Source organism: Paracraurococcus lichenis, from assembly GCF_030657435.1.
Classification (GTDB): domain Bacteria; phylum Pseudomonadota; class Alphaproteobacteria; order Acetobacterales; family Acetobacteraceae; genus Paracraurococcus; species Paracraurococcus lichenis.
In genome coordinates this window covers 90,394-116,273 of sequence record NZ_JAUTWS010000001.1, presented here as the reverse complement: position 1 = coordinate 116,273, position 25,880 = coordinate 90,394, and the positions used below count along the sequence as shown (strand labels likewise).

The 25,880-nt window shown below is 74.8% G+C and carries 24 protein-coding genes; 11 read left to right on the top strand and 13 right to left on the bottom strand.

Features of this window, described 5'->3' with window-relative positions:
• Window position 1 precedes the first annotated feature (1 nt).
• Window positions 2-1,369, bottom strand: coding sequence for an MmgE/PrpD family protein (locus tag Q7A36_RS00535; protein ID WP_305101680.1), 1,368 nt, complete (start codon window positions 1,367-1,369; stop codon window positions 2-4).
• Between the two features lie 66 nt (window positions 1,370-1,435).
• Here Q7A36_RS00535 and Q7A36_RS00530 point away from each other — a divergent pair, with 66 nt between their 5' ends.
• Entirely contained in the window at window positions 1,436-1,975 is a 540-nt protein-coding gene (locus tag Q7A36_RS00530; RefSeq protein ID WP_305101679.1) for an MOSC domain-containing protein, read from the top strand.
• A gap of 50 nt (window positions 1,976-2,025) precedes the next feature.
• Here Q7A36_RS00530 and Q7A36_RS00525 read toward each other — a convergent pair whose 3' ends face one another.
• Both Q7A36_RS00525 and Q7A36_RS00520 read right to left on the bottom strand, forming a co-directional pair.
• A complete protein-coding gene (locus Q7A36_RS00525) occupies window positions 2,026-3,171 on the bottom strand; it encodes a patatin-like phospholipase family protein (protein WP_305101678.1) in 1,146 nt (381 codons plus the stop codon).
• A gap of 7 nt (window positions 3,172-3,178) precedes the next feature.
• Window positions 3,179-4,228, bottom strand: coding sequence for an SDR family oxidoreductase (locus Q7A36_RS00520; protein WP_305101677.1), 1,050 nt, complete (start codon window positions 4,226-4,228; stop codon window positions 3,179-3,181).
• Window positions 4,229-4,381: 153 nt separating this feature from the next.
• Between Q7A36_RS00520 and Q7A36_RS00515 the strand changes: the two genes are divergently transcribed.
• Together Q7A36_RS00515 and Q7A36_RS00510 are read left to right on the top strand one after the other, a co-directional pair.
• A complete protein-coding gene (locus Q7A36_RS00515; protein WP_305101676.1) occupies window positions 4,382-5,146 on the top strand; it encodes a histidine phosphatase family protein in 765 nt (254 codons plus the stop codon).
• Window positions 5,143-6,039, top strand: coding sequence for an NAD(P)H-hydrate dehydratase (locus Q7A36_RS00510; RefSeq protein WP_305101675.1), 897 nt, complete (start codon window positions 5,143-5,145; stop codon window positions 6,037-6,039). The genes Q7A36_RS00515 and Q7A36_RS00510 overlap by 4 nt, the downstream gene beginning before the upstream one ends.
• Before the next feature lie 63 nt (window positions 6,040-6,102).
• On the opposite strand, the gene Q7A36_RS00505 is transcribed toward Q7A36_RS00510, so the two are convergent.
• Entirely contained in the window at window positions 6,103-6,486 is a 384-nt protein-coding gene (locus tag Q7A36_RS00505) for a hypothetical protein (RefSeq protein ID WP_305101674.1), read from the bottom strand.
• A gap of 124 nt (window positions 6,487-6,610) precedes the next feature.
• Between Q7A36_RS00505 and Q7A36_RS00500 the strand changes: the two genes are divergently transcribed.
• Window positions 6,611-7,210, top strand: a complete 600-nt coding sequence (locus Q7A36_RS00500) for a hypothetical protein (RefSeq protein WP_305101673.1) — start codon at window positions 6,611-6,613, stop codon at window positions 7,208-7,210.
• Window positions 7,211-7,497: 287 nt separating this feature from the next.
• Here the strand turns inward: Q7A36_RS00500 and Q7A36_RS00495 are convergent, their stop codons facing one another.
• From Q7A36_RS00495 to Q7A36_RS00475, 5 genes are all read right to left on the bottom strand, one after another.
• Window positions 7,498-10,791 (bottom strand): DEAD/DEAH box helicase, encoded by a 3,294-nt coding sequence (locus Q7A36_RS00495; RefSeq protein ID WP_305101672.1) that lies wholly within the window; start codon window positions 10,789-10,791, stop codon window positions 7,498-7,500.
• A gap of 289 nt (window positions 10,792-11,080) precedes the next feature.
• The gene (locus Q7A36_RS00490) at window positions 11,081-12,160 is read right to left on the bottom strand and encodes a DUF3618 domain-containing protein (RefSeq protein WP_305101671.1); all 1,080 of its coding nucleotides are present in this window, start codon (window positions 12,158-12,160) and stop codon (window positions 11,081-11,083) included.
• On the bottom strand, window positions 12,157-12,570 hold the full coding sequence (locus Q7A36_RS00485; protein WP_305101670.1) for a phage holin family protein: 414 nt from the start codon (window positions 12,568-12,570) through the stop codon (window positions 12,157-12,159). Before Q7A36_RS00485 ends, Q7A36_RS00490 begins: the two co-directional genes overlap by 4 nt.
• Window positions 12,571-12,581: 11 nt before the next feature.
• Complete coding sequence (locus Q7A36_RS00480) at window positions 12,582-13,349, bottom strand: hypothetical protein (protein WP_305101669.1); 768 nt, start codon at window positions 13,347-13,349, stop codon at window positions 12,582-12,584.
• Window positions 13,350-13,560: 211 nt separating this feature from the next.
• The gene (locus tag Q7A36_RS00475) at window positions 13,561-14,394 is read right to left on the bottom strand and encodes a YidB family protein (protein WP_305101668.1); all 834 of its coding nucleotides are present in this window, start codon (window positions 14,392-14,394) and stop codon (window positions 13,561-13,563) included.
• A gap of 117 nt (window positions 14,395-14,511) precedes the next feature.
• Between Q7A36_RS00475 and Q7A36_RS00470 the strand changes: the two genes are divergently transcribed.
• Window positions 14,512-16,671 carry a hybrid sensor histidine kinase/response regulator gene (locus tag Q7A36_RS00470; RefSeq protein WP_305101667.1) on the top strand — a complete coding sequence of 720 codons (2,160 nt, stop codon included), beginning with the start codon at window positions 14,512-14,514 and terminating at the stop codon, window positions 16,669-16,671.
• 135 nt (window positions 16,672-16,806) lie between these two features.
• Here Q7A36_RS00470 and Q7A36_RS00465 read toward each other — a convergent pair whose 3' ends face one another.
• Complete coding sequence (locus Q7A36_RS00465; RefSeq protein ID WP_305101666.1) at window positions 16,807-18,261, bottom strand: malonyl-CoA decarboxylase; 1,455 nt, start codon at window positions 18,259-18,261, stop codon at window positions 16,807-16,809.
• A gap of 51 nt (window positions 18,262-18,312) precedes the next feature.
• Window positions 18,313-19,761 carry an NAD(P)H-hydrate dehydratase gene (locus Q7A36_RS00460; RefSeq protein WP_305101665.1) on the bottom strand — a complete coding sequence of 483 codons (1,449 nt, stop codon included), beginning with the start codon at window positions 19,759-19,761 and terminating at the stop codon, window positions 18,313-18,315.
• 211 nt (window positions 19,762-19,972) lie between these two features.
• On the opposite strand from Q7A36_RS00460, the gene Q7A36_RS00455 reads away from it, so the two are divergent.
• The 6 genes from Q7A36_RS00455 (at window position 19,973) to Q7A36_RS00430 (ending at window position 23,513) form a co-directional block, all read left to right on the top strand.
• Window positions 19,973-20,290 (top strand): hypothetical protein, encoded by a 318-nt coding sequence (locus Q7A36_RS00455; protein ID WP_305101664.1) that lies wholly within the window; start codon window positions 19,973-19,975, stop codon window positions 20,288-20,290.
• A gap of 163 nt (window positions 20,291-20,453) precedes the next feature.
• Window positions 20,454-21,092, top strand: coding sequence for a ParA family partition ATPase (gene parA, locus Q7A36_RS00450; RefSeq protein WP_305101663.1), 639 nt, complete (start codon window positions 20,454-20,456; stop codon window positions 21,090-21,092).
• A 9-nt stretch (window positions 21,093-21,101) separates the two neighbouring features.
• A complete protein-coding gene (locus tag Q7A36_RS00445; protein ID WP_305101662.1) occupies window positions 21,102-21,563 on the top strand; it encodes a CopD family protein in 462 nt (153 codons plus the stop codon).
• A gap of 88 nt (window positions 21,564-21,651) precedes the next feature.
• Window positions 21,652-22,080 carry a GNAT family N-acetyltransferase gene (locus Q7A36_RS00440; protein ID WP_305101661.1) on the top strand — a complete coding sequence of 143 codons (429 nt, stop codon included), beginning with the start codon at window positions 21,652-21,654 and terminating at the stop codon, window positions 22,078-22,080.
• The gene (locus tag Q7A36_RS00435; protein ID WP_305101660.1) at window positions 22,077-22,502 is read left to right on the top strand and encodes a GNAT family N-acetyltransferase; all 426 of its coding nucleotides are present in this window, start codon (window positions 22,077-22,079) and stop codon (window positions 22,500-22,502) included. The genes Q7A36_RS00440 and Q7A36_RS00435 overlap by 4 nt, the downstream gene beginning before the upstream one ends.
• A 36-nt stretch (window positions 22,503-22,538) precedes the next feature.
• Window positions 22,539-23,513, top strand: a complete 975-nt coding sequence (locus Q7A36_RS00430) for a zinc-binding dehydrogenase (RefSeq protein ID WP_305101659.1) — start codon at window positions 22,539-22,541, stop codon at window positions 23,511-23,513.
• A 388-nt stretch (window positions 23,514-23,901) separates the two neighbouring features.
• Here Q7A36_RS00430 and Q7A36_RS00425 read toward each other — a convergent pair whose 3' ends face one another.
• Entirely contained in the window at window positions 23,902-24,810 is a 909-nt protein-coding gene (locus Q7A36_RS00425; RefSeq protein WP_305101658.1) for a DMT family transporter, read from the bottom strand.
• Window positions 24,807-25,772 (bottom strand): aldo/keto reductase, encoded by a 966-nt coding sequence (locus Q7A36_RS00420; RefSeq protein WP_305101657.1) that lies wholly within the window; start codon window positions 25,770-25,772, stop codon window positions 24,807-24,809. The genes Q7A36_RS00425 and Q7A36_RS00420 overlap by 4 nt, the downstream gene beginning before the upstream one ends.
• Window positions 25,773-25,880 lie beyond the last annotated feature (108 nt).

Here is a 25,880-nt window from a genome sequence, read left to right as displayed (position 1 = left end):
CTCAGGCCGGCGTCAGGGGCACGAGCAGCGCGCTGACGTCGGGCAGCGTCTCCAGCCGGTCGACCAGCCCGATCAGCGCCTCGGCGCTGGCCGGATCCAGCGGCTCCGCGGCATAGGTCCAGCACGCCCGGAACTTCGACAGGTGTGCCTCGCGCGGGAGAGGGCGGGCGGGGCTGGCCAGCATCTGATCGACGCGGTGGGTCAGCACGCGGCCGTCGCGCAGGCGCACCTCCATCACCTGCGGCAACAGGGCGTTAGGGTTCGGGTCGTCCACCCGTGTCACCGTCACGCGCCGCGCCAGGTCGTAGGTGACCGGGTCCGCCAGCGCCGCGCCGCGGAACTGCGCCAACTCGATCCGGCCGTGCTGCAGCAGCTTGGCCAGCACGAAGGGTAGGCAGAGCCGGGCATAGGCCGCGCCCGGCGCCGGCAGGGCCGGGCGGTTGACGAGCTGGTTGATCAGCGGCGGCGCGGCGATCGTGATGCTCTCCACCTCCTCCGCCGCGAAGCCATGCGCCGCCTGCAGCGCCATCAGCGCATCCACGCCGCCATGCGTGGCGCGGCCGCTCGGGAAGGGCTTGTGGCTCAGCTCCGTCACCCGCCAGGTCCGGCCGAGCGCGTCCAGCACCTCCGTGCAGTCCCAGGCGCCCTCGAAGAGCGGCAGGTAGCCGAAGCGCCCCTCGAAGGGCGCGTCGAGGCCGGGGAAGCCGGCCGCCGCCAGGTCGCAGCTCTGCATCGCGGCGCGGGCATTGAAGCCGATCTGCAGCGGCAGCAGCGGGCTGCCCTCCGTATGCGCCTGCATGGTGCCGCTGGCCTGGCCGAGCTGCATCCCGAAGGCCGCCAGCGTCCGTGCCGCATCATAGCCGCGCAGCCGGGCGAGGCCGGCGACCGCGCCGAAGCCGCCCGAGGTCGCCGGGCGGAAGAAGCGCCAGCCCTGCCGCGCCGCGAGGCCGAGCGAGCAGGCGACGTCCACGCCGGCGACCACGGCCGCGATCAGGTCCTCGCCGGAGACCGGGCGGCTCTCCGCCTCCGCCAGCAGCACGGGCAGCAGCGTCGCCATGCTGTGCAGCACCGCGCCCTCGTGCAGGTTGTCGAATTCCTGGCAATGGACCTGGAAGCCGTTCACCAGCGCGGTGGCGCCGGGCGCGAGGCGCGCACGGCTGCCCCAGACGCGGGCCGCGCTCCCCTCGCCCCAGCCGCGCGCGGCCGCCAGCAGCGGCGCGGCCTCCGGCACGCTGCCCCCGGCGATGCCGACGCCAAGCGTGTCGAGGATGAAGGTCTTCGCCTTGTCCACCGCCTCGGGCGGGATGTCGGCGAAGCGCAGGCCGGCGGCATGGGCGGCGAGGCGATGGGCGGCGTCGGGCGGGCTCATCGGCGCATGATGCCGGGATGGCGCGGAAGCTGCTATCCCGGGCGGGACAGGATGGGGAGCGGCGGGATGCAGCCGGTGGTGGTGGCGGTGGCGAGCAGCCCGGGCCATGGCTTCAGCAAGGCGGCGACGGAGGCGATCCGTCTGCTCGCGGGCCTCGGCGTCGAGGGCGACGCGCATGCCGGGGTGACGGTGAAGCACCGCTCGCGCGTCGCGCGCGACCCGACGCAGCCGAACCTGCGGCAGGTGCACCTGCTGCATGCGGAACTGCTGGAGGAACTGGCAGCGCGCGGCTTCGCGCTACGTCCGGGCGATATCGGGGAGAATATCCTGACCAGCGGCCTCGACCTGCTGGGCCTGCCGACCGGCACGCGGCTGCGGATCGGCGCGGCCGAGATCGAAGTCACCGGCCTGCGCAATCCCTGCGCCCAACTCGACAGGTTCCAGAAGGGGCTCACGGCCGCCTGCCTGGACCGCGCGCCGGATGGCGGCCTGGTGCGCAAGGCGGGCGTGATGGGCGTGGTGCTGGCCGGCGGCGAGGTGCGGCCGGGCGACGGCATCGCCGTCATGCTGCCCGAAGGCCCGCACCGGCCGCTGCAGCCCGTCTGATCGAAGGCGGACAGCGCGTCGCGCGCCGTGGCGTCCGCCCGGCGCGCGCGTCAGTCCACCTGGATGACGCGCAGGCCGGGCGCGAGCGCCTCCGGCTCCTCGCGCGCCGCCAGCCGCGCCAACGCCTCGCGCATGCGCTCCTCGCCGGCGCGCCAGCGGTCGCGCAGCGTCGCCTCGGAGAAGTCGAAGGCCTTGCCCAGCCCCGCCTCACCGAGCGCTGCGCGGTAGCCCAGCATCACCACCACCGCCCCATGCGCGCCCTCGGCCGCCTCGTGCAGCCGCTCGGCCACCTCGGGATCATGCCGCACCGCCTCCGGCAGATGCTCCGCCAGCTCCGCGACCAGCGCCCGTAGCCGGTGCTCGCGCACCCGCCCCTCCAGGATCCGCCGCGTCTGGTTGCCGAAGGCGAGGTCGCCGGCGCGCGAGGCTGAGGCCGCGAGCGTCCGCGGCCGGCTGCCGGCCGGCGCGAAGAGCTCCACGACGAAGCACTCCAGCTCCCCTTCCCCCGGCTCGTCCAGCACCAGGTCGAGCGGGACATTGGAGGACAGGCCGCCATCCGCCAGCAGCCGCCCCTCCAGCTCGATCGGCGCGAAGAGCGGCAGCAGGGCGCAGGAGGCGACGATGTGCTCCGGCCCGATCCGGTCGCCGCGGCCCGTATCGAAGACCACGCGCTCGCCGCTCACGACATCGGTCGCGGCGACGGTCACGCGCATCGACCCATCGTTCAGCCGGTCGAAATCCACCAGGTCGCGCAGCCGCTCCAGCAGCGGCTCGAGGTCGTAGAGCGCCGGGACCCGCCCGATCCGCGGCGCCGGCATCAGTCGCGGCCGATAGAGGCCCGGACGGCCGACCAGCAGGCTCTGCATGACCGCCGCCTGGTTGTAGGCCTGCCGCCACGGTCCCTCCGGCGGCGGCTGGCCGAACCAGAAGGTCGTCGCTGGCGTCGGGTCCGCGGCCACGCCCTTCCAGAACTCGCGCAGGCGCGCCGCCCGCCGGCCCGGCGGATTGCCCGCGATCAGCGCGGCGGCGACGGCCCCGGCGGAGGAGCCCGCGACCCAGCCGATCGGCGGCCCGCCCGCCTCCTCCAGCGCCGCGCAGGCCCCCGCCTCGAAGGCGCCGAGCGCGATCCCGCCGGCGAGGACCAGGGCGCGCGCCGGGCGCGTCCCCTGCATCGCGGCTGCGGTGGGCTGCATCATGTCCATGCTACTTCGACACCGGCCCGGGCTTCGCCGCCGGGGCCAGCATCTCCAGCATCCGCGCCACCGCCGCGAGGCTGGCATCCGCCATGCGCAGCGCCATGGTGGCGAAGTCGATCGGCCAGGCCGCGAGCGAGGTCAGCGCGGCCAGCGGCGGGCCGCCGCTCTCCGGGTTCTCGCGCCAGCCGCCGGTCACGCCCATTCCGTCCGGCCAGCTCTCGAACAGCGCACCGCTCGTGTCGGCGCTCGGCGTCTCGGAGAGGAACCCCGCATGCAGCGTGCGGCCGGTCATCCAGGTGGAGAAGGTCGGCGCGATCCGCTCCTGCACCGCGGCCAGCTTGCCGAAGCCGCCGACGATCACCTCGGCCTGCGGGTGGTCCACCAGTTCCAGCACCGTCTCGGCCACTTCCTCCGGCGCATAGACCGGCGGCGCGGCGCGCACGCTGCGGCCGCTGTAGTTCGCGGCATGATGGAAGAAGGGCGTGTCGATGACGGAGGGCAGCACCGTGCAGATCTGGATCTCCGGCTGATCCAGCACCTCCTGCCGCAGCGCCTCGGAGAAGCCGCGGATGGCGAATTTGCTGCTGGCATAGGGCGTGCCGTCCGGCTTTGCGGTGCGCCCGACGATCGAGGCATTCTGCACCAGCACGCCATGGCCCTGTCGGCGGAACTGCCGCATGGCGACCTTGGCGCCATGGACATAGCCGAACAGGTTGGTCTCGATGACGCGGCGCCAGGCCTCCATCGGGATGGATTCGAGCCGGCCGAAGGCGGCGATCCCGGCATTGTTGAACCACGCGTCGAAGCGGCCGAAGCGCTGCAGGGCGCGCTGGCTAAGCGCCTCCACCTGCTCCTCCTGCGTCACGTCGGTCGGCACGGCGATGGCGGTGCCGCCGAGTTCGGCGCATTCGCGCACGGCCTCCTCGAGCATCTCGGCCCGCCGCGCGGCCAGCACGAGGGAGGCGCCGCGGCGGGCGAAGGCATGCGCGGTGGCGCGGCCGATGCCGCTGGAGGCGCCGGTGATGACGACGGTCTTCGGAACGTCCCGGGGAGGCATGCAGGAATCCCACGATGCGCGGCAAGGCGCGGGCCGCAGCAGCCCGATGCAACCATGCTGCAATGCGATATGGGACTCCCAACGGGCGGCGATGCGCGACGGTTCCTTCCGGCGGGCGGAGAACAGCCGGCGCTCCGCCGCGTTGCGCCTGCCATGACGCAGCGATGGCCGGACCGGCTCTGGGTGGTGCGGCATGGCGAGAGCGCGGGCAACCTGGCCCGTCGCGCCGCCATGGCCGCCGGACGAACGCATATCGACACCAGCGGCCGCGATGCCGACGTGCCGCTCTCGGCCCTCGGGGAGCGGCAGGCGCGTGCGCTCGGCCGCTGGTTCGCCGGCCTGCCGGAGGAGGAGCGGCCGGAGGTGGTGCTGAGCTCCCCCTACCGCCGGGCACGGCAGACCGCCGGGCTGATCCGCGCCGAGGGCGGCCTGGTCGCCGCGCCGGTGGACGTGATGGTGGATGAGCGGTTGCGCGAGAAGGAATTCGGCGTGCTCGACCGCCTGACGACGCGGGGCATCGCGCGCCATCACCCGGAACAGGCCGAATTCCGCCGCGTGCTCGGCAAGTTCTATCACCGCCCGCCGGGTGGCGAGAGCTGGTGCGACGTCATCCTGCGGCTGCGCAGCGCGCTCGACACCCTCTCCCTGCGGCATGGCGGCGCGCGGGTGCTGATCGTGGCGCACCAGGTCGTGGTGCTCTGCCTGCGCTACCTCATCGAGAACCTGGACGAGGAGGCCGTCCTGGCGATCGATGCGGCGGGCGACGTGGCGAATTGCGGCGTCAGCGAATACGCCTTCGATCCCTCGCGCGGACGGGACGGCGCGCCGGTGCTGCGACGCTGGAACTTCGTCGCCCCGCTGCAGGAGCAGGGCACGCCCGTGACGGCCGAGGCCGATGCGCCGATGGGGGCGCGGTGAGCGCGCCGGTGCCGGTGACGGAGGACCTCCTCCGCAGCATGCCCCTGCCCCGCCACCAGGAAGGCGAGGACAAGGACGAGCGCGGCCGCGTGCTGGTCGTCGCCGGCAGCGTCGAGGTGCCGGGCGGCGCGCTGCTGACGGCGCTCGGCACGCTCCGCGCGGGGGCCGGCAAGGTGCGCATCGCCACCTGCCGCAGCGTCGCCGTGCCGCTCGCGCTGGCGATGCCGGAGGCGCGGGTGATCGGCCTCGCCGAGACCCAGGCCGGCGGTATCGCAGCGGAGGAGGCGGAGCCCCTGGCCCGCGGCGCCGCCGAGGCCGATGCGGTGGTGCTCGGGCCCGGCATGATCGACACGCAGGCCGCCGCGGCGCTGACGGCCGGCATCCTGGCGGGCAGCGCCGATGCCGGCGTGCCCTTCGTGCTGGATGCCGCGGCGCTGCGTGGCCTCAGCGCCGGGGAGACGCCACGCAGCCTCGCCGGTCGGCTGGTGATCACGCCGCATGCCGGGGAGATGGCGACGCTGCTCGGGATGGAGCGCAAGGCGGTGCTGGCCGACCGTCTCGCCGCCGCGCGCCGGGCCGCGGCCGCGTTCCAGGCGGTGGTGGTGATGAAGGGCGGCTGCAGCTACATCGCCACGCCGGACGGCTCCGCCTGGGCCTGCGACCGCGGCAATGTCGGCCTCGCCACCTCGGGCTCCGGCGACACGCTGGCCGGCATCATCGGCGGGCTGCTGGCACGCGGCGCGCCGCCGGTCGCGGCGACGCTCTGGGGCGTCTTCCTGCATGGCGAGGCCGGGGCGCGGCTCGCGCGGCGGCAGGGGCTGGTCGGCTTCCTCGCGCGGGAATTGCTGGCCGAGGTGCCGCCGATCATGGCGGGGCTGGCGCCGCCGGGCTGAGCGCCGCGGCGCCGGCGCCATGCCTGTGGCGTGAGGCTGTCCCGGCAGGGCCTGGCCGGACCCTCAATGCGTGGCCCGCCCGGCCCCATCCTCCTCGTCGTCCTCGTCATCCGGCGCGACCCAGGCGCCGGCCGGCGCCTCGACCTCGGGCGTCTGGTTCTCCGCCAGGATGAGGGCGGTCGTCTCGTCGAAGGCCTCGATCCGCGCCTCCTCCGCGGCCGGCGACAGGCCGAGTGCGGCGAGCGTCCCCGCGACGACCCGCGCGGCCAGCGCCGCCGTGCGCTCGTCGCGGCATTCCACGACCGGCTCGATGGAATCGCCGTCGCCGCGGATCAGTTCGACCAGCAGGAACTGCGGGCCTTCGCGGGAGCCGGACTCCCAGATCCCCTCCTCCGTCCGGTGCATGGGCGTGATGGCGATGGAAAGTCCCCGGCTGCTGTCGGACATGGCCTGTCTCCGCATGGTCCCGCTCAAGCGCGGCAGCAGGGCGCGGGATGCACCCGGCAGCCCCGCGGGCATCCCGGCCGCGCCGCGCCCGTTCTGTGGCGCAGGAAATCTCCGGAGGACACGCATGCCACCCGTCTCCGAGCAGCGCCTCTTCGACGCTCTCGCCACGCTGAGCCGCGCCTTCGCCGATGGCGGGGTGCCCGACATTGCGGGGGAGCCGCATGCCGCCGCCCCCTCCCCCGCCATCGCCGCCATGGATGCGGAGGCGCGGGAGGTGCTGGGCGAGGCGGCGCTGGCCGTCGCCTTCGGCGCCTTCGCCTCGCGTGGCGGCGATGGCGGGCCGGTCCACCTGCTGATCGGTGCCATGGGGCTGATGGCGCTGCTCTGCGGCGAGGAGCCGGACCCGCCGGCCGAGATCATGGGCATCGCCGCGGAGGACGCGCGGGTGGAGCAGGAGGTCGACCGCGCCGGCGAGGCGGTGGATGCCGAGTTCGGCCGCGACGCGACCTGCGAGGCGGTGACCGGCGCGCTGGAGGCAAGGCTGATCGGCACCGCCATCCAGCTTGCCGGCTGCACCCTGCCGGAGGGGGTGCAGGGCCAGGCGGTGGTGCGGCTGCGCGCGGCGCGCTGCCTGGCGCGGCTGGCGGCAGGGCTGCTGGCGATGAACGTGGCGGGGTCGAACACCCCGGGCGTCGCGCCGGGCGCCCCGCCAGCCGCACCGTGACCACGTCGCTGCCACCGGCGCGCGGCACCGCCGGCAGGCGTAGGTCTGGCGGCGCTCGCGTCCTCACCTCGCCCGCGCAGGGCGGCGGCCAAGGCCATCCGGGCGAGCGCCGGCTCCGGCGCTGCCCGGGCCCGAGCCTCGAGGGGCATGCCCGGCCCCTGCCCAGGCGGGCCGGCCAGCCGCCCTAAGCAGACTTTCGCGGGTTGGGCCACACTTCGTGCGGCCCAACCCTTTGAAGCGAAAGCCTGCTTAGGGTTTTGTTGCAGCGCAAACCCCGAGGGGTTTGCTTAGGCAGCGCGCCGGCGGTGCCCCGGCGCCAGCGCCGCGACCAGCGCCGCGGCATTGGCCAGCCGTGCCTCCGGCGTCGCGCCGGGACGGCGCAGCAGCAGCCGCTCACCGCGGCGCTCCAGGCCCGGCGCCTCGGGCATGGGGCCGCGCGGCGTCGCCGCCGCGGCCTCGGGGCCGACCTCCAGCCTGGCGATGCCGAGCCGCCGGCACCGCGCCGAGAGCCGCGCCAGCGCGAAGAGGTTGCGCAGCGGCTCCGGCGCCTCGCCGAAGCGGTCCGCCAGCTCGTCCTCCAGCGCCTCCACCGCGGCCGCGTCGCCGGCCCGCAAGGCGCGGCCGAGCCGGGCATGGATGTCCACCTGCAGCGCTTCCTCCGGGATGTGGTCCTCCGGCACATAGGCATCGACACCGAGGATGACGGCGGGGCTCCAGGCCTCGGGCGGCGTCTCGCCGCGCGCCCGGGCCAGCGCGCGGTCCAGCAGGTGGCGATAGAGCTCCATGCCGACCAGGCGCATATGCCCGGCCTGCTGCTCCCCCAGCAGCTCGCCCGCGCCGCGCAGGTCGAGGTCGCGGGCGCTGATCGCGAAGCCGGCGCCGACGCGGTCCAGCGCCTCCAGCGTCTTCAGCCGGCGGATGGTGGCCTGGGCCGGCTTCGTCGCCGGGTCGGTCAGCAAGTAGATCACGCCCCGCGCCCGGCCGCGCCCGACCCGGCCACGAAGCTGGTGAAGCTGCGACAGCCCGAAGCGGTCGGCATGCCAGACCAGCATGGTATTGGCCCGCGGCACGTCGAGCCCGGTCTCGACGATGTTGGTCGAGAGCAGCACGTCGGCCCCGCCATCGGCGAAGCGCACCATCGCCTCGTCCATCTCGGTCCCCGGCATGTCGCCATGCGCCTCGATGATCGAGAGCTCCGGGACGAGGCCCGCGATGCGCGCGCGCATCGGCGCGATGTCCTCGATGCGCGGGCAGACCACGAAGCTCTGGCCGCCGCGCCGCGCCTCCCGCCGCAGCGCCTGGGCCAGCAGCGCGTCGTCGAGCGGCGCGCGCAAGGTGCGCACGGGCTGGCGCCGCGCCGGCGGCGTGGCGATGACGGAGAGGTCGCGCAGCCCGACCAGCGCCGCCTGCAGCGTGCGCGGGATGGGCGTGGCGGTGAGCGTCAGCACATGCAGCCCCTCCTGCCCGCGCAGGCCCTTCAACTGCGTCTTCTGCCGCGCGCCGAGTCGCTGCTCCTCGTCCACCACCAGCAGGCCGAGGTCCTGGAAGCGCACGCTCTTGGCCGCCAGCGCCTGGGTGCCGACGACGACCTGCACCGAGCCGTCGGCGAGGCCGGCGCGGACGCGCTTCGCCTCGGCCGGCGGCGTCAGGCGCGAGAGCATCTCGATGGAAAGGCCGAGGCCGGCGAAGCGCCGCCGCAGCGTCTCCAGGTGCTGGCGCACCAGCACGGTGGTCGGCGCCAGCAGCGCCGCCTGCTTGCCGGCGAAGGCGGCGACGGCGATGGCGCGGATCGCCACTTCCGTCTTGCCGAAGCCGACATCGCCGCAGACCAGGCGGTCCATCGGCCGGCCGGAGGCCAGGTCCTTGAGCACCGCCCCGGTCGCCGCGGCCTGGTCGGCGGTCGGTTCATAGGGGAAGCGGGCGACCAGGCGGGGGTAGCGCCTCCGCTCCGGCCGCAGCACCGGCGCGCGCGCGGCGTCGCGCTGCCGCACGAGCTCGAGCAACTGCGTCGCGCTCCGCGCCACCTCGCGCTCGGCCTCGGCGTGGCGCTTCTCCCAGCTCCCGCCCTCCAGCCGGTCGAGGCTCAGCCCCTCCGCCGTCGCGCCGTAGCGCCAGAGCCGGTCGAGTTCGTCGAAGGGCACGAGGCGGCTGCCATCGGCATAGTCGAGGCGCAGGCAATCGACGCGCGCCCCGCCGGTATCCACCGCCTCCACCCCGCGCAGCGCGGCGAGGCCGTGGTCGAGATGGATCACAGCATCGCCCGGGGCAAGCGTGGCGCTGGCCTCGATCAGCGCCTCGGCGCCCTGGTCGCTGCGCGCCTGGACGGAGGCGCCGCCGCCCGGTCGTATCGCGGCGAAGGGGACGAGGACGGCCTCCTCGCTCTCGAAGCCTGGGATGTCGGCGGGCGCGGCGAGCAGCGCCAGGCTGCCCGGCGGCGTCTGCCGCAGCGCGCACCAGTCCGCGACCTGCCGCGGCTCGGTGCCGAGTTCCTCCGCCGCGCGCCGCGCCAGGCGCCGCGCGCCATGGCCGATGCCGCCGGCGATGGCGATCCGGCGGCGCTGCGCATGCTGCCGCCCTGCATAGGCGAGGAAGGCCTCCTCCGCCTCGGGCTCGGCCGCGAAGCGCGGCGGCACGGCGACGGCGTCCTCCTCCACCTCCTGCACCGCCTCGGGCCCGCGCCCACCGAGCCCGTCGTTCCAGCCCTTGTCGTCCAGGTACAGCGCCTCGGGTGGCGGCAGCGGCGGCTCCCCCTCGCGCGGCGGGCGGACGGTCAGGCGGGTGCGGAAGGCCTCCGAGACCTCGGCGCGGCGGCGCTCCAGCGCCTCCGCCGCCGCCACGTCCAAGACCACTTGCGCCCGCGGCAGCAGCGCGAGCGGCGCGGCCAGATCCGGATGCCAGTGCGGCAGCGCATGCTCCAGGCCCGGCGGGCGCGCCTCGGCCAGCGGGTCGTCCTCCGGCAGCACCAGTTCGGAGGCCGGGCGGATCTCCAGCGCCTCGACCTCCTCCTCGAGGCTGCGCTGGGTCAGGATGTCGAGGCGCTGGATCGCCTCGATCCGCCCTTCCTCGTGCCGGACGCGCCAGGCCGGGTCGCCCGGCACGCCCGCGGGCAGGATGTCGAGCACGCCACCATGCAGCGCCGCATCGCCGGGCTCGTCCGCCTGTTCCTCCAGCCCGTAGCCGAGGCGGAGCAGGCTGCGCCGCACGGCATCGGCATCGAAGGCCCCACCGGATTCGAGCCGGAGGACCGCGGCAGGATCGGGCCGCGGCAGGCGCTGCGACGCCGCCTCGGCCGAGAGGAGGAGCAGCACGGGGCCATCCGGCGCCGTCATGAGAGCGCGCGCGACCGCCTGCCGCTGCCCCATGACGCCGCGCGAGGGCGAGACGCGGTCATAGGGCAGGCAGTCCCAGCCGGGCAGCAGCAGCACCTGCAGCGCCTTCGGCGCCAGGGTGCGGGCCGCGCGATGCAGCCTGGCCGCCCGGGTCTCGCTGCGGGCGACGAAGACCAGTCCGTCCGGCCCTGCCGCCAGCGCGGCCTCCACCAGGCGCGCGGCGAGCAGGCCTTCCGGTTCGGCTGGGAGCATGTGGCGGCGGGTCCTTCGGCGCGGGTGCCGTCAACGCGGCGCGACGGCGAAGGACGCAGGCGGGCCTGCGGAACGGGACGGCCATGCGGCCGCTCGGGAGATCACGGCACGCTCGCCCGGGCCATCGGGACGGCCCCGACGCGGACGAAGGCGCCGGAAGGCGCCTTCGCTGCAAGCCAGCCTCTCGCGCGTCGTGCGCGGCATGCGACCCGGGCGGGCTCTCCCTCACATGGCCTGGCCCGCGGGCGGTGCGGGCCAGGCCGGGAAAGCCCGGCTCGGGCGCCGCGCCTCAGGTCGGGCCGACGCGCGGCGAGCTTTGCGATGTGGAGGCCTGCTGCGCCGGCTTCGGCGTCGCACCTTCCTCGCGCTTCGGCTGCTCGCCCATGGCATTGCGCGCCTCGCCGGCCAGGTCCTGCGCCGCGTCGCGCACCACGCCGCGCACCTCGCGCGCCGCGCCGGTCAGCGCCGCGCCGATGCCGCCCGCCTGGCCAGAGGCCTGGCTGACCGCGCCCTGCACGCGCTCGAGGTGCTCGCCGGCCTTGTCCTTGACGCGCTCGTAGCCTTCCTGCGCCACGGACTGCACCCGGTCCGCCACCTGGTCGCGGGTCTCGCCCATCAGCCGGTCCTCGGCCTCGGTGCCCGGCAGCAGCGCACCCACCGCCGCGCCCAGCGCGATGCCGATCGCGCCCAGCACCAGCGGCTGCTCCCGCATCAGCCAGCCGATGCCCTGCTGCGCCTGCTGCGTCGCCTGCGCCGCGCCATGGCGCATGTCCTGCGTGGCATCGCCGACCCGCTCGGCCGCCGTGTTCGCCGCGCCGCGCAGGCTGTCCGCGACCGAGGAGGCCGTATCGCGCAGGCTGCCGGCCGCGGAGGAGGCGGCGTCGGAGGCGCTGCGATAGGCCTGGCCGGCCTTGTCGATCGCCTGGTCGGCCGCGCCGGCGACGCTGTCGCGCGCGCTGCCCATGGCGGCGGAGGCGCGACCGGTCAGCGACTCGCCGTCATCGGCCGCGCCATGCACCCGGAAGCGCGCGCCCGCGCCGGCGGAGCGCCCGGAGGAGACGGCATTCGTCGTGCCGCCATAGCCCGTGCCGCCGCGCTGCGCGCCGCCGCCCAGCATCAGCCAGCCGATGCCGGCGCCGATCAGCAGCAGGGGCAGCGGGTTGTCGCGCACCTGCTGGCCGAGGTTGCGCACCATGTCGTCGCCGCCGGAGCTGCGGACATAGTCCACCGCCTGCTCGAAGAGCTGGCTCGGCGAGGCGCGCTCGCGCAACGCGTCCAGGGTATTGGTCAGCCCGGCGCGGGTCTGCTCCACCTCGCGCTCGATCTCCGCGGCGGAACGCGGGCCGGGATCGGTATCGCTCATGCTCATCGAACCTGCTCCTTCGCCACCTGCGCATCGCGCGAGAGCTGCGTGGTCGTGCGCTCCGGCACGAGGTTGGAGGTCTTGAGTTGCGAGAGGCCGCTGCGGATCAGCCCGTAGCCGACCAGCGCGGCGAAGAGGCCGACGATCAGCTCCGCATAGCCCTCGGCGATGCCGAAGGACATCAGCAGCGAGACGAGGGCGAAGAGCAGGATGATGAGCGCGCCGAGCAGCAGGCCGCCGCCGGCCGCGATCGGCGTGATCGCGCCCGTGGCATGGCCGAGCTTCTCGCCCATCTCGGCGCGGGCAAGCTGGATCTCCTGCCGGAACAGCGTCGAGATCTGGCCGATGGCGCTGCCGAAGAGATCGGCGACGCTGGCGCGGTCGCGCTCCGGCGTGTGCGGGATGTCGGATGGCATCGCGGCGCTCCCTAGCCGGCCTCGTTCACGGGCCGGGTCTGGCCCGCCTGGGCGGTGCTGCGCGCCGCGGCGCCGCCGAGCGAGGCGGCGGCGACGGTGGCCGGCCGCGGCGTCTCGCCGGGCTTGCCCTGCACCCAGCCGGGCGCGCCGCCGGCCGTCGAATGCGGCACCGGCGTGCCGCCGCCGATGGCGGCCGGCTCCTGCCCGCGGCCATGGGATGCACCGGAAGTCGCACCGCCGAAGGACGCGCCGCCATGGGACGCACTGCCGTACTGCGTCCCCTCGGCCGAGGCCTTGGCGAAGCGGGCGAGCGCGAAGCCCGCCAGCACGGCGGCGCCGAAGAAGGCGACGGGCTGGCGGCGCGCCATGGTCTCGAGCCGGCCCAGGAGCTGGCCGGGGTTGCTGTCACGCAGATTGCGCGCCAGGCCGTCCACCGCCGAGGCGGCCTCGTGCACGTAGTGCGCGATCTGCGGCGAGCTCTGCTGCAGTTGGTCGGCGGCACCGTGGACGGCGCGGGCCAGGCCCTCCGCCTGCTCGGCGCCGGCGCGCTGCTGCGTCTCGACGAAGCCCTGCGCGCGGTCCTTCGCGGCCTCGGCGAGGCCGGCGCCCTCGGCCTTGAGGTCCTGCACCGCGCCAGCGGCTTCCTGTTTCACCTGGCCGGCGGCAGCGCTGGCACCGGTAGCGGCCTGGGCACCGGCGAAGCGGCCCTGCTCGGCCGCACGCCCTGCCGCTTCCGACGGGTTCCGCATGGGCTCGCCCGGGGTCCTGGTGTCGCTCATCCGCGACTCCTCCCTGCTGTGGCGCGGCGCACCGCCGGAAGGCGGGTCCGCAGACCCGGCGACAACAGCGCCCGTGGCGCGACGTTCCGAGAGGGTCGGGAAAAAGGCGGCGCTGCCATGGGCCGCCGGGCAGGCATGCGCGGCGGCCAGGACCAGGCCGCCGCGGCGTGGATAGGGAGGCTGCCGGGCCGTTCCCGGCCCGGCGCGGGGCTCAGCGCAGGCCGGGGCCGCCAGGGCCCTGCCGCGGGCCGGAGCCGCCGCCGGCCAGGCTGCCGAGCAGGTCGCCCAGCCCGCCGCCGAGCTCCTCCTCCCGCTGCGGCAGGCGGCCCTGCGGGGTCATGCGGTCGACCACCTGCGGCAGCATGGCGCTCAGCTCCTGCAGCAGGGTGTTGCGGTCGGTGCCGGCGCGGCGGGCGGCCTCGTCCAGCTCCGCCGGGTCGAAGCTCCGCTCCAGCTCCTGCGGCGAGACCGGCTGGTTGGCGCCGGTCGAGACCCAGGAATCCACGTGCTGGCTCAGGCCCTGGCCGCGCAGCCCGCCGAGCAGCCCGCCGAGGCCGGCCAGCACCCCGCCGCCGGCGCCGCCGCGGAGCATGTCCCACAGGCCGGGGCTCTGGCTGCCGGCCGGCGCCGCGCCCGCCTGGCCCCAGGCGCCACCCTGGGCGCCCGCGGGCTGGCTCCCTTGCTGGCCCCCCTGCTGGCCCCCCTGCTGGCCCCAGGTGCCGGGCACGGGCGGGCTGCCCGCCGGCTGGCCCCAGGCGCCGCCCTGGCCGGCACCCTGCTGCCCCCAGGGGCCCTGGGCCGGGGCCTGCTGCCGCGGCGGCTCCTCCCCGCCGCCGAAGAGCCCGCCCAGCAATCCGCCGAGCCCGCCGCCGAGGATGCCCCCGAGGCCGCCGCTCTCGGCGGGCGCCTGCGGCGCCGGCGCGGCCTGCGAGCGGGAATGCTTCATGAGCTGGTGGACCAGCAGCGCGACCGCGGCCAGCTTGACGCCGTTCGGCAGGTTGCCGACCAGGCCGCCGCCCGACCGGCCGAAAAGGTTCTCGCTCATCGTGTCGTGTCCCGCGTTTGCATGCCCGGGGAGAACGCGGGCCGGTCGCGGCTGTTGCGCCGGCACGCTCCTGCAATCGCGTTGGCGCACGGTCGCGTGAGTGCTAGAATGTATACCATGTTCCACAACCGGGCCACGAAACGCCCAGAGGCCGCCGGCGGGGCCGACCGCAGCCGCCAGGCGCCGGTGCATATCCTGCTCCTCGGCCTTTCGGTCCTGCTGCCCCTTGCCCTCTTCACCTGGACCGCCTGGAGCGAGCACCGCCAGGCGCTGGCCGAGGCCGAGCAGGGCGCCGCCCGCACCGTCGCCGCGCTGCACGAGCATGCCGCCCGCGTGCTGGAGACCAACGAGCTCGTCCTCTCCGAGGTCACGCGCCAGACCGAGGGCCGGCCCTGGGAGGAGATCGCGCGCGACGGCCGGCTCTGGACCTATCTGCTGCGCGTCGCCGCCGACCTGAACCAGCCGGTCGACATCACCCTCGCCGATGCCGAGGGGCGGGTGCGGATGACCACCACCCGCTTCCCGGCCGCGCGCGGCGACAGCCTGGCCGGGCAGGAGGATTTCGAGGTGCTGTGCAGCCGCCAGGGCTGGACCCATGTCGGGGTGCAGGCCGCGACGGCCGTCGCGCCGCGGCAGATCACCCTCAGCCGCCGGCGGGTCGCGCCCGATGGCCGCTTCGACGGCATCCTCCGCGTGGGCGTGCCCGTCGGGCAGTTCACCGCCTTCTGGGGCCGGTTCGCGCCGAACATCCGTTACGTCGTCACCCTCGCGCGCAGCGACGGCCAGGTGATCAGCCGCTGGCCGGCGCAGAGCTATCCGGAACGGGTCCCCACCGACGGACCCTTCCTCCGCAATGCCCTAGCCCAGCGGGAGGGGCATTTCAGCGCCCGCTCCCTGATCGACGACGTCGAGCGGATCAGCGCCTATGCCCAGGTGCGGGACTATCCGCTGCACCTCGTCTTCTCCGTGGATACCGCGGCAGTGCTGGAGGGCTGGCGCGACCGGGTGCTGCTGCTCGGCCTCTATACCGCGCTGGCGGTGGTGGCGCTGCTCGGCATGGCGATCATGGCGGTGCGGCAGTACCGCGAGCAGCGGGACATGGTGCGCCAGCTCGAGGCCGAGAGCGCACGGCGCGAGCAGGCCGAGGCGGCGCTGCGCCGGGCCCAGACGCTGGAGGCGGTCGGGCAGCTCACCGCCGGCGTGGCGCACGACTTCAACAACCTGCTGCAGGCCATCCGCAGCGGCCTCTACCTGCTCTCGCCGCGGGTGCCCGAGGCCTCGCGCAAGGTGCTGGATGCCAGCCTGCAGGCGGTGGACCGCGGCGCCAAGCTGGTGCGGCAGCTCATGGTCTTCTCCCGGCGGGAGGCGCTGCAGCCCCGGCCGGTCGATCCGCGCGCGCTGATCGCGGGCGTCGGCGAGCTGCTGCAGAAGGCGGTCGGCGCGCCGGTCGCGATCGAGACGGCGATCGCGGCGGATGTGGCGCCGGCGATGGTGGACCCGACCCAGGCCGAGCTCGCCATGCTGAACCTGGCGATCAATGCGCGGGATGCCATGCCGCAGGGCGGCAGGCTGACCATCGGCGCCTGCAACGCCCGGCTCGAGCAGCCGCAGGGCGCGGCGCCGGCGGGCGAGTATGTCGTGCTCTCGGTCGCCGATACCGGCATCGGCATCCCGCCGGAGGTGCTGGAGCGCGTGCTGGAGCCCTTCTTCACCACCAAGGCGGTCGGCAAGGGAACCGGCCTCGGCCTCGCCATGGTGCATGGCTTCGTGACCCAGTCGGGCGGCGACATGCGGATCGAGAGCGCGCCCGGCCACGGCACCACGGTCAGCCTCTGGCTGCCGCGCGCCGCCGCCCCGGTGGAGCCGGAGCCGCCGGCCGAGCCCATCCAGGCGCCGGGCGGCGCCTGCTGCAGCCTGCTGCTGGTGGACGACGACGCGCTGGCCCGGCTGGCGACCGCCGCGGCGCTGCGCGAGCTGGGCCATGAGGTGGCGGAGGCGCGCGACGGCGAGGAGGCGCTGATCGTCCTCGGCCAGCGGCACGACCTCCGGGTGATGGTCACGGATTACGCCATGCCGCAGATGAACGGGGCGGAGCTGGCGCGGGTCGCGCGGCGCGGCCGGCCGGACCTCGCGGTCATCATGATCACCGGCTATGCCGCGGGCCTGCCGGGCGGCCGGCCGCCGGAGGTGCGCGGGCTGCTGCGCAAGCCTTTCCGGATCGAGGAACTGGACGCCGCGGTGCGCGAGGCGGCCGGGCTGGAAGCGGTGGCGGGCTGACGCGACTGCGGAGGGATGCCCCAGCCGGCGGACTCCGGCGGCCGCAGGCAGGTCCCGATGCCGGCCGGAAGGACCCGAGCAAACCGCTCGGGGGTCCGGGCCGCGCGAAGCGTGCCCCGACCCGCGAGAGCCTGCTCAGGGCCAGGCCTTCACCAGCCGCCGGATCGCCGTCGCGGCGGGACGGCGGCCCTCGCCGACATAGTCCTCGTGGTGCTCCTCGATGCGCGCGGGGTCGTAGAGGTAGTTCACCATCAGCCCGGCGCTCTCCTTCAGTCCCTTGTCGGAGACGTCGCCGCGCCAGTTCAGCCGCTCCACCCGCGCGCCGTTCGAGAGGTGGAAATGCGCGACCGGATCGCGCGCCCGCTGCGGGCTGCGCGGATTGGCCTCGTGCAGCAGGTAGCCGGCGCAGAGGCGGGTCAGCACCGGCTCCATGGCCTTCGCCACCGCCTCCTCCCGATGCCAGCCGCGATGCGAGAGGATGCGCTGCAACGTCTCGGCCGGCGCCTCGGCCAGCACCAGCGCGCTCGCCGCCCCGCCCGCGGCCGGCGCCGGCAGGGAGGACTGGGCGGGCGCCGCGGCGCGCAGCGCGGCCGCCTCCTCGTCGCTCAGCAGCGGCCTGTCGCGCTCCGCCAGCCGCCCCTGCAGCCAGCGCATGAAGCCCGGGATGGGCGAGAGCGTGGCGAAGCTGCGGAGGTTCTTCAGCTCCCCGCCGAGCAGCGCCACCACGCGCTTGATCAGGAAATTGCCGAAGCTGATGCCGTCCAGCCCGCGCTGGCAGTTGTTGATGGAATAGAAGATCGCGGTATCCGCCTGCGCCGGGTCCAGCACCGGCGCCTTCTCGTCCAGCAGGCGCTGCACGCTGTCCGCCATGCCCTTGACCAGCGCCACCTCGACGAAGATCAGCGGCTCCTCCGGCATGCGCGGGTGGAAGAAGGCGTAGCAGCGCCGGTCGCTGTCCAGCCGGTTCTTGAGGTCGCGCCAGGTGCGGATGCGGTGCACCGCCTCGTAGCGCACCAGCTTCTCGAGCAGCGCGGCCGGCGAGTTCCAGTCGATCCGCTTCAGCTCGAGGAAGCCGACGTCGAACCAGCTCGCCAGCAGGCCCTTCAGGTCGGTCTCGAGCGCCTGCAGCAGGGCGTCGCCGTCCATGACCTGCAGCAGCTCGGCGCGCAGCTCGACCAGGAACCGCATGCCGTCGGGGATGGTGGAGAACTGCGTCAGCAGCCGCACCCTCGGCGCCTCCAGCGCCCGGCGCAGGGCGGCCTTGGCGGTGGCGCGGCCCGCGGCGTCCCTGGCGCGGCCGACCCGCTCCATCGCCGCCTGCAGCGCCGCCTCGTCGGAATCGAAGCCGGCCAGGGTCTGCAGGAAGTCCAGCCGCCCCGCCGCATCCAGCGCCAGATAGGCCTGGGCCAGCCGCGCCGCCCGGTTCCGCGCCGAGACCTCGCCGCCCTTCCCTTCCAGGCAGGCACGCATCTGCTCGGCGATCGTCTCCGCCTCGCTGCCCGTGACCCGCTCGGCCATGTCGCGCCAGAGCGTGGTCACGCGCCGCAGCGCGCGGTCGAGGATCCCCGTCTCCAGGGCGAGGTCGGACATCGCTTCGGCTCCCCCGCGTCACCCTGGGAAACATGGTGAAACGGCGCGCGATTATCGAGGCACGCCGGGGTTGAGGCGAGCGTTTTCGATAGCGGTTGGCAGGTGATTGATCAGGTCCTCGGCAATCAGGCCCGGCCCGTGCCGCCGCGCCGCCTCCCCATGCACCCAGGCGCCGCAGCAGGCGGCCTCGAAGGGCGGCATGCCCTGGGCCAGCAGCGCCGCGATGGTGCCGGCCAGGACGTCGCCGGTCCCGCCCGTCGCCAGGCTCGGCGGGGCATTGTCGTTGATGGCGGCGCGGCCGTCCGGCGCGGCGATGACGGTATCGGCCCCCTTCAGCAGCAGGACGGCCCCGGTCACCGCGGCGGCGGCGCGGGCGGCGGACAGTTTGTCGTCGCCGATCGCGCCGAAGGCGCGCGCGTACTCGCCGGCATGCGGCGTCAGTACGGCGCAGCCCGCGAGCGCCTCCGGCCGGCCGGCGCAGGCGGTCAGCGCGCCGGCATCGGCCACCACCTGCCGCCCGGCCTCGACCAGCCGGCGCAGCGCCGCCTGCGTCGCCGCATCGCCGGGCAGGCCGGGCCCGATCAGCCAGGCGCGCCGGCGGTCATCGGCGAGCAGGGCGTCCAGCCCCGCCTCGCTCACGATCGTCCCCGGGTCGCCGGCGCGATAGAGCGCGGCCGCGGCGGCATCGGGCGCCAGGATCGTCACCAGCCCGGCCCCGGCCCGGTGCGCCGCCCCGGCGGCCAGGCGCGCGGCGCCGGTCATCTCGCCGCCCGCGACAATGGTCAGGTGGCCGCGGCTGTACTTGTGGCTCTCCGCCCCGATCGCCGGCGGCTGCCAGCGGCCCGGCGCGTTCCGGAAAGCGCGCGGCGCGACCGCCGTCAGCACGGCATCCGGCAGGCCGATATCGGCCAGGAGCGTCCCGCCGCAGAGATCCCGCCCCGGCAGCAGCAGATGGCCCGGCTTGAGGCGGAAGAAGGTGACGGTCAGCGCCGCCCGCGGCGCGAAGCCGCGCACCTGCCCGGTCGCGCCGTCGAGGCCGGAGGGCACGTCCACCGCCAGGACCGGCGCCCGCACCGCCCGCAGCGTCGCCGCCACGATCCCCTCCACCGCGCGGGCAAGGCCGGCGCCGAAGACGGCATCGATGACGAGGCCGGCGCGCGCCGCCGCCTCCGGGCCGAAGGGCACCATCGGCCCGCGCCAGGCGGCCGCGGCCAGCGCCGCGTCGCTGCCCGGGCGGGGCGGTGCGAGTGCGGCGACCGCGACCGGCCAGCCCGCCTGCTCCAGCAGGCGCGCCGCGACATAGCCGTCGCCGCCATTGTTGCCAGGGCCGGCCAGCACCAGCGTGCGCACCGGCCGGAAGCGCCGCAGCGCCGCCCGCGCCACCGCCCGCCCCGCCGCCTCCATCAGCGTGATGCCGGGAATGCCGGAGCCGATGGCCAGCGCATCGGCGCGGCCCATCTCCTCCGGCGTCAGCAATTCCAGGCGTGGCGGCAGCGGCATGGCGGGCCCTCCTCGGCCCGCCAGCCTGCCCCGCATCCGCCCGCCGGCGTCAAGGCGGCGGGGCGATCCGTTGCGGGGCGCGGCCGCCCGGGTCAGGCCGGCCTGCTGGCGGCAGGCAGGGATGCACGAGGCAGGCGAACCGCGGGCCGTCCCGGGCGCTTCCGCCGCGCCGGGCCGAAGTCCGGCACCCATGCTGTCCGGGGGATCGCCCATGCCACGCCTCTCGCTCGCCGCCATCATCCCGCCGCTCCTGGCCGCGGTGGTGGTGGTGCTGTTCCTGCACCGCTGGACCGGTGGTCCGGACACGCCCCAGCCGGCACCCAATACCGCCGCCTACCGCGAGGCTTCCGGCTCGACCGCCACCGGCGGCTCGGTGGAGCCGCCCTCGGCCAGTTCGATCCCGCCGCCGGCGGCGATGAACCCGGTGCCGGCCGGCACCTCGAATGTCGAACCGCCCGGCAATCCGCCGGCCGCCGCGACGCCGCGGGCGCCCTCCGGCGAGCCGGCGCGGGGCCAGGGCGGCGGCTGATCCGGACGACCGGCGTCGGCGCCGTGGCGGATCGCCGGTCGGCAGCCTTCGGAGCCATGGCGGGGGCATGCCGCCGGCGTGACACCGCTCCGGGGACCGGCAGGGGTCGCCGCAGTGCAGCGAAAGGGGCTAGCCTGCCGGCATCCTCGGTGGAGTCGCAGGCATGGCCTTCGTGGTGGCGGTGGCGCAGCAGAAGGGGGGCGCCGGGAAATCGACCGTGGCGGCCAATCTCGCCGCCGCCCTCGCCGGCGAGGGCTACCGCGTGGCGCTGCTGGACATAGACCCGCAGGCCTCCCTCGCCCGCTGGCATGGGGAGCGGTTGAAGCAGGGCGGCAAGGCCCGGCCGCTCTCCTTCGAGGCCTCGGCGGGCTGGCGGGTGCCGGCCACCCTCGACCGACTGCGCGGGGCGCATGACGTCGTCATCCTCGACACCCCGCCGCATGCCGAGACGGAGGCGAAGGTCGCGATCCGCGGCGCCGACCTGGTGCTGATGCCGCTGCAGCCCTCCCCGGCCGATCTCTGGGCCAGCGAGGCGACGCTGAAGCTGGCGAAGGAGGAGCGGCGGCGCGTCGCCGCCGTGCTGAACCGCGCCCCGGCGCAGGGCAAGATGAAGGCCGGCATCCTGGCGGCGCTGGACCGGCAGGGCGTGCCGGTGCTGGACCAGGCGATCGGCAACCGGGTGCAATTCGCCAATGCCTTCCTCGATGGCCTGGCGGTGACCGAGGCGGCGCCGAAGAGCCCCGCCGCGGCCGAGATGCGCGCGGTCGCCGCCGAGATCCTGGCGATGACGAAGAAGGCATAAGGGACGGGAATGCTGGGCAAGCTGCTCTATGTGCTGCACCTGCTGGGGGCGGTGCTCTGGGTCGGGGGCATGGCCTTCGCGCTGCTGGCGCTGCGGCCGGCGCTCGCCGCGCTCGAGCCGCCGCAACGCCTGCTGGTGCATGAGGGCGCGCTGCGGCGCTTCTTCCTGATCGTCTGGCACGCCATGCCGGTGCTGCTGCTGACCGGCTATGCCCTGCTCTTCGGCTGGTATGGCGGCTTCGCCGGCGCGGGGTGGCACATCCATGCCATGCACCTGACGGCGATCATCATGGCCGGAGTTTTCGTCGCGCTCTTCACCGGGCCGTGGAAGGAGTTCCGGGCGGCGCAGGCGGCGGGCGACCGGCCGAAGGCCGCGACCGCGATGGACCGCATCCGGCAACTCGTCGCCATGAATCTCGGGCTCGGGCTGCTGACGGTCGCCGCCTCCGCCTGGGGGCGCTTCGGCGGGTGACACCCGGCCTCGCTTTCCACCAAGGGGCAACACTGATGCGGCAGGCTGCGTTGCAAGGGCGGAGCCGGTCCGGGAATATTGTCGAGACATGAACGCCAGCGGCATCCAGATCAGCGAGGACGACTATCCCGAGATGGAGGCGGTCACCGCCATCCAGCGCGGCCTGCACGCCTTCAACCAGGAGATGGGCGGCCCCTATGATCGGGAGCCGGTGACGGTGCTCGCCCGCGACGCGCAGGAGGCGGTGCGCGGCGGGCTGCTGGGGCTGACCTACTGGAACTGGCTGTTCATCGACTGGCTCTGGCTGGCGCGGGACATGCGCGGCAAGGGCATCGGCAGCGAGTTGCTGAAGCGCGCCGAGGAGATCGCCCGCCAGCGCGGCTGCACCGACGCCTATACCGACACCTTCAGCTTCCAGGCGCCGGAATTCTGGGTCGGCAACGGCTACGAGGAATTCGGCAGGCTCGACCACATGCCGCGCGGGCATTCGCGCATCTGGTTCAAGAAGGCGCTGTGACGGCCGGGCTGGCGCTGGAGGTCACCGCGACCCCCTCGCGGGAGGACCGGGCGGCGGTCGGCAAGGGCCTCGGCGCCTACAACCGCGCCGCCTATGGGCGGCTGCGCGGCGCGGCGCGCTGGATCCTGGCGCGCGACGCGGCCGGCACGGTGCAGGGCGGCGCGAAATGCGAACTCGCCTGGGGCTGGGTCTATGTCGACTGGCTCTGGGTCGCCGAGGGGCTGCGGCGGCAGGGCCTCGGCGCGCGGCTGCTGGCGGCGGCCGAGGCGCTGGCGCGGGAGCATGGCTGCGTCGGCGTCCACCTCAATACCTGGTCCTTCCAGGCGCCGGATTTCTACCGCCGCCAGGGCTTTGCCGAGGTCGGCCGGGTGGAGGACATGCCCCCGGGCGCCGTGCGGTACTGGTTCGCGAAGCGGTTCTGAGGTCCACTCCCCGCCGACTCGCCAGGGGGAGATGCCATGAAGGCCGCCATCGTCACCGAACAGGGCGTGCAGGTCCGCGACCTGCCGGAGCCGCAACCCGGCCCGCAGGAGGTGCTGGTGCGCGTGCGCGCCGCCGGGCTGAACCGCGCCGATCTCGGCGTCGCCGCCGGCCAGGCGCATGGGCGCATGGGCGGCGCCGGGACCATCCTCGGCCTGGAATTCGCCGGCGAGGTCGCGGCGGTGGGGGCCGAGGTGCCCGGCCATATCCGCCCTGGCATGCGGGTGATGGCCAGCGGCTCGGGCGGCTATGCCGAATACGCCGTCGCCGACTGGGGCCGCTGCAGCCCGCTGCCGGACGCCAATATGGGCTGGGTTCAGGCGGCGACCCTGCCCGTCGCGCTGCAGACCATGCACGATGCGGTGGTGACCAATGGCAGGCTCGCGGCCGGCGAGAGCATCCTCATCCAGGGCGCGAGTTCCGGCGTCGGGCTGATGGGCATGCAGATCGCCAGGGCCATGGGCGCGAAGCTGGTCCTCGGCGGCTCGCGCAACCCGGCGGCGCGGGCGCGCTTCGCCGAGTTCGGCTGCGACCTGGCGGTGGACACCGGCGACGCGGCCTGGCCCGAGCGGGTGCTGGAGGCGACCGGGGGCCGCGGCGTCGAGGTCATCGTGGACCAGGTTTCGGCCAGCGTCGCCAATGCCAACCTGCGCGCCTGCGCCATCCTCGGGCGGATCGTGAATGTCGGGCGGCTCGGCGGGGCGAAGGGCGAGTTCGACTTCGACCTGCATGCGCTGCGGCGCATCAGCTACATCGGCGTGACCTTCCGCACGCGGAGCGTCGAGGAAGTGCGGGAGATCAACCGCCGCATGCGCGCCGACCTCTGGGGCGCGGTGGAGGCGGGCCGGCTGCGGCTGCCGGTGGACAAGGTCTTCCCGCTGGCCGAGGCAGCGCAGGCGCTCGCGCACATGCAGGCCAATGCGCATTTCGGGAAGATCGTGCTGGAGTGCTGAGACGCAGAGGGGGCCCTGCCCCCTCTGCACTTCCCCGCCAATGGGGTTGGACGCACTGCGTCCAACGGCCATTGGAACCCAGGAGTTGGGCAGAATAGGAAAAAATACAATCAATGCCACCCAAGCCGGCTGAATTCGGCTCAAGAGAGCTGAGTCCGATCCGGTCCTTTCTGCCACCTTTGCTGCAAATTCAAGGGTTTTCAGAAAAGGCATTTTAGAATTTAGGAATTGAGCGCCTTTATCGATCGCCCGGTCCGCCCTGCCGGCCGCGCCCGGGGCGTTGACCATATTCCTATATCATCAGGAGATCGCGTGGGACAATGGCCATGATCGTGCCAGCTTGCCGAAGGCGCGCTCGCAGGCGCCGAGGCAATGGCATCGTTGCTCCCTACCCCCTCGCCGCCAGCACCACCCCGCCCAGCGTCAGCACCAGGGCCACCAGATGCCGCACCCCGAGCGGCTCCCCCAGCAGGGCAGCGCTGGAGAAGACCCCGATCACCGGGATCATCAGGCTGCCGATCGCCGCCGTCCCCGCCGGCAGGATGCGCAGCGCCCGGAACCAGGCGAGATAGGCCGCGCATTGCGCGACGACGGCCACATAGGCCAGGCATCCCCAGCCCAGCCAGGTGACGCGGGAAAAATCCAGGCTCTCGAAGCCCAGCGCGATAGCCCAGACCGGCAGCGTCCCGATGGCGATCTGCCAGGCCACCAGCGGGACAGGAGCCATCTGCAGCGGCCAGCGCTTGGTGAAGACCGCTCCGCCCGCGAACATCAGCGCCGTCGTCAGGATCGCCGCCGCCCCCGGCAGCTTGCCCCACAGCGACGCCCATCCCCCGCCGGCCAGCGCGCCGGCCATCAGCAGCGTCACGCCGGACAGGCCGAGGCCGAGCCCCGCCACCCGCCGCCGGGTCGGCCGCTCGCCCAGCACCGGCCAGGCCAGCACGACAGCCCAGACCGGCATGGTATAGGCAATGATCGCCGCCTCCGCCGCGTCCAGCCAGAACAGCGACAGCGGCGCCACCACGGACCAGGCGGAGACGTTCAGCACGGAACTGACGACCAGCCGCCCCCATTGGTCCCGCCGCGGCCACAGCCCATCACCCTGCGCCCGCGCCACCGCCATCAGCAGCCCGACCGCCCCCAGCGCCGCGAAGATGCGGAAGGCATAGGGCGGCCAGTCCCGCATCAGCAGCTTCATCACCGGCCAGTTCAGCCCCCAGGCGAAGGCCGTGACGCCGAGGAAGGCGAAGCCCCGGAGCGGCGGGGCGGCGGCGCGCGCCTCGGTCGCGGCGCTCACGCCAGCAGCGCGCCGATGCGCTCCACCGCCGCGGCAGGCAGCGGCCCCGCCTCCGCCGCCGCGATCGCCGCCTCCAACTGCCCGACCGAGGCCGTGCCGATCAGGGCGCAGCCCATCCCAGGCGCGAAAATGGCGTAGCGAAGCGCAAGCTCGGCCAGCGAGCCGGCGATGCCCTCCTCCACCAGCGGCCGCAGCCGCAGCGCGGCGGCGACATCGGCCGCGAAGCTGGGGCCGGAGGCGATGGGCGGCACGGACTGCATCGCCACCGGATGCCGCTCGGCCGAGCCCGTCAGCGCCCCGGCCGCCAGGATGCGGATGCCGATCATCCCCACCCCATGCGCCGCCGCGACCTTGCCCAACTGGCCAAAATCCTGTCCCGCGACGCCGGCATGGGCCGGCGCCAGCCAGCTCGGGTTGAGCGCGTTGAAGGGGACCTGCGCGGTGTCGAAGGCCCCACTCTCCAGCACCGCCCGCAGCGCCGGCACCGCGCCGAGCGCGGTGATCCCGAGGAAGCGCGTCTTCCCCTGCTCGCGCAGCCGCTGCAGGGCGGGCAGCGCCTCCTCCAGCACCTGGGCGGTGGTCAGCCCCTCCGCCCCGCCGATGTCGTCGTGGAGCTGGAACAGGTCGACGCTGTCCCGCCCCAGCCGCTGCAGGCTCGCCTCCAGCGAGGCCGCGATGGCAGCGCCGATGTCGCCGCGCGTCCCGGCGGGCAGCCGCACCTTGGTGCCGAGCAGCGGCCGCGCGCCCAGAGCCTTCAGCGCCCGGCCGAGGTTCCGCTCGGACTCGCCATTGCCGTAGAGCGCGGCGGTGTCCACATAGGTGATGCCGGCCTCGAAGGCCCGGGCCAGGCTGCGCTCCTGCTCATCCGGGGTGCCGCGGACCATCAGCCCGCCCACCGCCCCGGCCCCGTAGCCCAGCGCCGAGACCTTCAGCCCCGTCCGCCCCAGCACGCGCTGTTCCATCGCCTGTCCCTCCCCTCGCGCTTCGGTGCCGCCATGGCCCGGCCGCGCCTGTTCCAGCCGGGGCCGCCGGCCGCTACAGCAGGCGCCGTCACCACGCACCATTGCCCG

Excerpts from the sequence above, each read along its gene's own strand:
- Q7A36_RS00535 (WP_305101680.1), bottom strand. The coding sequence starts at position 1,369 with ATGAGCCCGCCCGACGCCGCCCATCGCCTCGCCGCCCATGCCGCCGGC.
- Q7A36_RS00530 (WP_305101679.1), top strand. The coding sequence starts at position 1,436 with ATGCAGCCGGTGGTGGTGGCGGTGGCGAGCAGCCCGGGCCATGGCTTC.
- Q7A36_RS00525 (WP_305101678.1), bottom strand. The coding sequence starts at position 3,171 with ATGATGCAGCCCACCGCAGCCGCGATGCAGGGGACGCGCCCGGCGCGC.
- Q7A36_RS00520 (WP_305101677.1), bottom strand. The coding sequence starts at position 4,228 with ATGCCTCCCCGGGACGTTCCGAAGACCGTCGTCATCACCGGCGCCTCC.
- Q7A36_RS00515 (WP_305101676.1), top strand. The coding sequence starts at position 4,382 with ATGACGCAGCGATGGCCGGACCGGCTCTGGGTGGTGCGGCATGGCGAG.
- Q7A36_RS00505 (WP_305101674.1), bottom strand. The coding sequence starts at position 6,486 with ATGTCCGACAGCAGCCGGGGACTTTCCATCGCCATCACGCCCATGCAC.
- Q7A36_RS00500 (WP_305101673.1), top strand. The coding sequence starts at position 6,611 with ATGCCACCCGTCTCCGAGCAGCGCCTCTTCGACGCTCTCGCCACGCTG.
- Q7A36_RS00495 (WP_305101672.1), bottom strand. The coding sequence starts at position 10,791 with ATGCTCCCAGCCGAACCGGAAGGCCTGCTCGCCGCGCGCCTGGTGGAG.
- Q7A36_RS00490 (WP_305101671.1), bottom strand. The coding sequence starts at position 12,160 with ATGAGCATGAGCGATACCGATCCCGGCCCGCGTTCCGCCGCGGAGATC.
- Q7A36_RS00485 (WP_305101670.1), bottom strand. The coding sequence starts at position 12,570 with ATGCCATCCGACATCCCGCACACGCCGGAGCGCGACCGCGCCAGCGTC.
- Q7A36_RS00480 (WP_305101669.1), bottom strand. The coding sequence starts at position 13,349 with ATGAGCGACACCAGGACCCCGGGCGAGCCCATGCGGAACCCGTCGGAA.
- Q7A36_RS00475 (WP_305101668.1), bottom strand. The coding sequence starts at position 14,394 with ATGAGCGAGAACCTTTTCGGCCGGTCGGGCGGCGGCCTGGTCGGCAAC.
- Q7A36_RS00470 (WP_305101667.1), top strand. The coding sequence starts at position 14,512 with ATGTTCCACAACCGGGCCACGAAACGCCCAGAGGCCGCCGGCGGGGCC.
- Q7A36_RS00465 (WP_305101666.1), bottom strand. The coding sequence starts at position 18,261 with ATGTCCGACCTCGCCCTGGAGACGGGGATCCTCGACCGCGCGCTGCGG.
- Q7A36_RS00460 (WP_305101665.1), bottom strand. The coding sequence starts at position 19,761 with ATGCCGCTGCCGCCACGCCTGGAATTGCTGACGCCGGAGGAGATGGGC.
- Q7A36_RS00455 (WP_305101664.1), top strand. The coding sequence starts at position 19,973 with ATGCCACGCCTCTCGCTCGCCGCCATCATCCCGCCGCTCCTGGCCGCG.
- parA (WP_305101663.1), top strand. The coding sequence starts at position 20,454 with ATGGCCTTCGTGGTGGCGGTGGCGCAGCAGAAGGGGGGCGCCGGGAAA.
- Q7A36_RS00445 (WP_305101662.1), top strand. The coding sequence starts at position 21,102 with ATGCTGGGCAAGCTGCTCTATGTGCTGCACCTGCTGGGGGCGGTGCTC.
- Q7A36_RS00440 (WP_305101661.1), top strand. The coding sequence starts at position 21,652 with ATGAACGCCAGCGGCATCCAGATCAGCGAGGACGACTATCCCGAGATG.
- Q7A36_RS00430 (WP_305101659.1), top strand. The coding sequence starts at position 22,539 with ATGAAGGCCGCCATCGTCACCGAACAGGGCGTGCAGGTCCGCGACCTG.
- Q7A36_RS00420 (WP_305101657.1), bottom strand. The coding sequence starts at position 25,772 with ATGGAACAGCGCGTGCTGGGGCGGACGGGGCTGAAGGTCTCGGCGCTG.